General features: G+C 37.7%; 4 protein-coding genes, 2 rRNA genes and 1 pseudogene. 6 read left to right on the top strand and 1 reads right to left on the bottom strand.

Annotated features, from left to right (window positions below; genetic code table 11):
• From rrf to ACFQZ1_RS14495, 4 genes and pseudogenes are all read left to right on the top strand, one after another.
• Nucleotides 1-99, top strand: a 5S ribosomal RNA gene (rrf, locus tag ACFQZ1_RS14510); the annotation flags it as partial.
• A gap of 136 nt (nucleotides 100-235) precedes the next feature.
• Nucleotides 236-1,095, top strand: a pseudogene (locus ACFQZ1_RS14505) (SMP-30/gluconolactonase/LRE family protein).
• Between the two features lie 27 nt (nucleotides 1,096-1,122).
• Nucleotides 1,123-1,431, top strand: a complete 309-nt coding sequence (locus ACFQZ1_RS14500; RefSeq protein WP_377882898.1) for a GNAT family N-acetyltransferase — start codon at nucleotides 1,123-1,125, stop codon at nucleotides 1,429-1,431.
• On the top strand, nucleotides 1,418-1,576 hold the full coding sequence (locus ACFQZ1_RS14495; RefSeq protein WP_377882897.1) for a GNAT family protein: 159 nt from the start codon (nucleotides 1,418-1,420) through the stop codon (nucleotides 1,574-1,576). Before ACFQZ1_RS14500 ends, ACFQZ1_RS14495 begins: the two co-directional genes overlap by 14 nt.
• 130 nt (nucleotides 1,577-1,706) lie before the next feature.
• Here the strand turns inward: ACFQZ1_RS14495 and ACFQZ1_RS14490 are convergent, their stop codons facing one another.
• Nucleotides 1,707-2,252: a DUF1697 domain-containing protein gene (locus tag ACFQZ1_RS14490; RefSeq protein ID WP_377882896.1), complete on the bottom strand. Its 546-nt coding sequence runs from the start codon at nucleotides 2,250-2,252 to the stop codon at nucleotides 1,707-1,709.
• Nucleotides 2,253-2,622: 370 nt separating this feature from the next.
• Between ACFQZ1_RS14490 and ACFQZ1_RS14485 the strand changes: the two genes are divergently transcribed.
• Nucleotides 2,623-3,519: a DMT family transporter gene (locus ACFQZ1_RS14485; protein WP_377882895.1), complete on the top strand. Its 897-nt coding sequence runs from the start codon at nucleotides 2,623-2,625 to the stop codon at nucleotides 3,517-3,519.
• Nucleotides 3,520-3,831: 312 nt separating this feature from the next.
• Nucleotides 3,832-4,406: ribosomal RNA gene (locus ACFQZ1_RS14480) — 16S ribosomal RNA — on the top strand; the annotation flags it as partial.

Below are 4,406 nucleotides of genomic sequence, written 5' to 3'. Positions count from 1 at the left end.
AGAGGTCACACCCGTTCCCATACCGAACACGGAAGTTAAGCTCTCTAGCGCCGATGGTAGTTGGGACTTTGTCCCTGTGAGAGTAGGACGTTGCCAGGCAATCTGAGACGAGTCAGTATGACTCGTCTTTTTTGTGTATCTTTAATAGTATGATTTTTTCCTTCTTAGAGCGTAGCATGAAAAAATACATGTTACTATAAATAGACGGAATATTCTTTAATAAGGAGGGGGTAATTTGTTAGGTGAATTAGAATTAGTGATTGATGCTAAAGCTACTCTTGGAGAAGGGCCTTGTTGGGATTATAAAAAGCAGCTATTATATTGGGTCGATATTTTGGAGCAAAAGGTTCATAGCTATAATCCAATTACAAACGAAAATAAGACAATCTTTCTTGAACAGATGGTTGGATCAGTGGTTCCTAGTGAATCTGGTAACGTGGTTCTTGCTTTAGAGAACGGTTTTCATTGGTTAAATCCGGATATGGAAGAACTACAAGCTATTTATGATCCTGAAAGCCATTTACAAGACAAACGCTTTAATGATGGGAAGTGTGATCCAGCAGGTCGTTTTTGGGCAGGTACTACAGACTCAGTTGGTATAAGTGGAGAGGGAGCTCTTTACTGCTTAGATACCGATTTAACTGTCAAAAAGAAATTAGAACAAGTGAGTACTTCTAATGGTTTAGCATGGTCACCCAATCATACATACATGTATTTTATTGATACACCTACAAGAAAAGTAGTTCGTTTTGATTATGATATCCATACAGGGCATATTGAAAATCCTCAAGATGTTGTTCTTATACCAAAAGAAGAAGGCTTTCCTGATGGAATGACGATTGATGAAGAAGGTATGCTATGGATTGCTCACTGGGGAGGTTCTCAAGTATCGAGATGGATCCTGTAAATGGAGAACAGCTGTTAACTATTCCTATACCTACTTTGTATGTAACCTCTTGTACATTTGGAGGTAGTGACTTAAATGAGTTATATATTACAACGGCAAGAATGCATAGTACAGATTTGAGTGCTGGTGGAGTATTTCGAATAAAAATGAACATAAGAGGATGTCCTACATATCAATTTAATGGATGAATTTATCAAACTTACGAAGAAAGGAGTTTGGAAATTGGAGGATGTACGAATTCGAGAGATAAAAATAGCAGATGCAAAAAAAATTCCTCTCACTTTGTAGACGAACAAGGAAAACAAATTCAAGATATCTTGTATAGTAAACATTCTACTATATTAGTTGCTGAGAAAAGTGATAATTTAGTTGGATACGTTGGGACATATAGAGAAAACTTTAATAGATGTCGACATAGCGCTTATGTAGTCATAGGAATTTTAACTTTTTATCATGGTCAAGGGATTGGTGCACTTCTTTTTAATGCTTTAGAGAAATGGGCAAAAGATAATGGTTGTTCATAGGCTAGAATTGACAGTAATGGTACATAATGAAGCTGGAATTGCTCTATACAAAAAGTCAGGTTTTGAAATTGAAGGAATAAAACGTCACTCCCTTATGATTAGAGGGGAATTTGTCAATGAATACTATATGGCAAAACTAATTTAATTCTTATAGTTTATTTATATACAAATTATATTATTCCTTTGATTGTTAAGAGGGAAACAATAGTGAAAATACGTAAACATTTTCATGAAATTTGGAATCTTCCCTGTTGTTCCCTCAGAAATATTTTTTCTTATTCAGCTTGCATTGCTTCCAAGAGTGCAGCCAGCTTATTGATTGTATTTAAGTTGCGTGTTGTTGCGGTATTTCCAAGTTTCTGTAGGTTCTTCGCCAACTTGGAGTCCAGTATGCTTTGACGGAATAAGAAGTAAATTTCACGTCCATGGATATAGTATTCATCATTATCACGTTCGCTGTTCGATAACAGCTCGACCACCTTTTGCTGGGGCTCTTCAGTTAAAATGGAAACATGAACACTTTCTCCCTTGGCCAAGGGTATATCTGTGTATGGACAATACTCAATAATACTCTCAAATTCTGTGGATGTTCTTAAGACAACGGTGACTGAAATCCCAAAAGTCTTTCTAATTTCATCCTCAATTCGGAAGCGCAATGACTCTGTATCCTCCGTTGATTCAAACAGGACATTGCCAGTTTGAATATATGTTTGTACTCGGCTGAGACCTATCGTTTCTAGCATATGTTTCAATTCAGCCATTTTGATCTTATTATGTCCACTTACGTTAATGCCTCGCAACAGCGCGATATAAATTGTCATTTTGTCACCTTCAGTCTTTTTGTTTTATCCCACTATTCGCGGGTAGTAAACCTCACCTCAAGGTTCAGAGCAAAGCTAAGAAGATGGATGGGGGATGAAGAAAACTCCACTGATGGAAGTTTCACTTTATATTGCAACTAACAAATTCGTTAATTTGAAGAGGGATTCCTTTTTTATATTGGGAAAAGCTCTATGTAGTAAGTAATTAGAATTACGAAATTTATTCAACTATATATTTGATATAGTCTATTAAAATATAAAAAATCCTATATTTAAAGGTTACTGTTGTTTTTAGCTTTTTTGAATGTAGATTTGGATGAAATCTATTACTTAACTTAACAATTGTAATTGAAACGGATGTGAAATGCATATGAGAGGTATTTTTATGCTAATAATAGCGATTATGCTATGGGGAATTGCTATCGCTCCAACAAAGTGGGCATTGCATTCATTCCCGCCTTTTACTTTACTTTTTTTGCGTTTATCCTTAGCGGGTTGCTTATCCTTTTCTTTTCATTGGAAGGAAATGCGACAGACGTATATTCCGTGGAATAGAATTATAGTTTTATCTTTCACAGGTGTTGCGGGATACTTTATGTTTACTTCATATGGAATTTCACTTACAAGTGGAATGCATGTGAGTATTATTGATGCTACATTACCTCTATTTATTATTATGTTTTCTGCTGTTTTTCTTAAAGAAAAGGTCAGTTGGAAGTACTGGATTGGTATGCTTGCAGGGATGAGTGGTGTATTGCTTATAACAATTCCGGGTAACCAAAATGAGAGTACATCCTCTTTTATTGGAGACTTACTTATTTTAGTCAGTACAACTCTATTTGCTTTTTATAATATTTTATTAAAACAGCCGAAGGAGGAAGCGAATGTAACGAGCGGTGCATTTACTACATTAACTTTACTCGTCGGAGCTATTATAGTGTTGCCTTTCGCAATTTTTGAAGTAGCATATCAGGGGATTCCAGATGTAATAACGTGGAATGCATGGGGGAGTTTAGTATATTTAATCATTGGTCCTACTATTTTTGCTTATTTATTGTGGAACAAAGCGTTAGAAGAGGTCTCAGCAGCTGTTGGTGGAATGTACTTAAATATACTTCCAGTAGTAAGTATAATAGCATCTGTCATTTTGTTAGGTGAAGTTATAACGTGGAGAATTGTTCTTGGCGGAGGACTTGTCTTGTTAGCTGTTATCTGGGCAGAACAAGAAAAGTTTAAGATATTATTTGGATCATTATTGAGTAAATAGAAGTGACGCTATAAGGCGATTACTTCTATATTCTTATTTTGTTTTTTTGATATAGGTTGAGTAGTTACAAAGAAACTTTTTTCGAAAAAGATTTTAAAAGTTGTTGACCCTATAACAATAACTGTGTAATATAGTAGAAGTCGCCGATGCGAAACAGCAGAAAGCGAAAACGAAATAAAAAACTTAGTTGACATTGAAAAACAAAGATGTTAACATAAGGAAGTCGCAATTAAGCGACAGACAAGTTCTTTGAAAACTGAACGAAACAAACAACGTGAAACGTCAATTTTTATTTATGATGCTAGACAAACTTTATTGGAGAGTTTGATCCTGGCTCAGGATGAACGCTGGCGGCGTGCCTAATACATGCAAGTCGAGCGAACCAATTAAGAGCTTGCTCTTAAGAAGTTAGCGGCGGACGGGTGAGTAACACGTAGGTAACCTGCCTATAAGACTGGGATAACTCCGGGAAACCGGGGCTAATACCGGATAACATTTTGCACCGCATGGTGCGAAATTGAAAGGCGGCTTCGGCTGTCACTTATAGATGGACCTGCGGCGCATTAGCTAGTTGGTGAGGTAACGGCTCACCAAGGCGACGATGCGTAGCCGACCTGAGAGGGTGATCGGCCACACTGGGACTGAGACACGGCCCAGACTCCTACGGGAGGCAGCAGTAGGGAATCTTCCGCAATGGACGAAAGTCTGACGGAGCAACGCCGCGTGAGCGATGAAGGCCTTCGGGTCGTAAAGCTCTGTTGTTAGGGAAGAACAAGTGCTAGCTGAATAAGCTGGCACCTTGACGGTACCTAACCAGAAAGCCACGGCTAACTACGTGCCAGCAGCCGCGGTAATACGTAGGTGGCAAGCGTTATCCGGAATTATTG

The sequence above is a fragment of the Bacillus sp. CGMCC 1.60114 genome, from assembly GCF_042676365.1.
GTDB lineage: Bacteria > Bacillota > Bacilli > Bacillales > Bacillaceae_G > Bacillus_A > Bacillus_A rhizoplanae_A.
This window is presented reverse-complemented; position numbering and strand designations above follow the sequence as displayed.

What these genes read in the sequence shown, in the direction of transcription:
- ACFQZ1_RS14495 (WP_377882897.1), top strand. Translation starts at nt 1,418, where the DNA reads ATGGTTGTTCATAGGCTAGAATTGACAGTAATGGTACATAATGAAGCT.
- ACFQZ1_RS14490 (WP_377882896.1), bottom strand. Translation starts at nt 2,252, where the DNA reads ATGACAATTTATATCGCGCTGTTGCGAGGCATTAACGTAAGTGGACAT.
- ACFQZ1_RS14485 (WP_377882895.1), top strand. Translation starts at nt 2,623, where the DNA reads ATGAGAGGTATTTTTATGCTAATAATAGCGATTATGCTATGGGGAATT.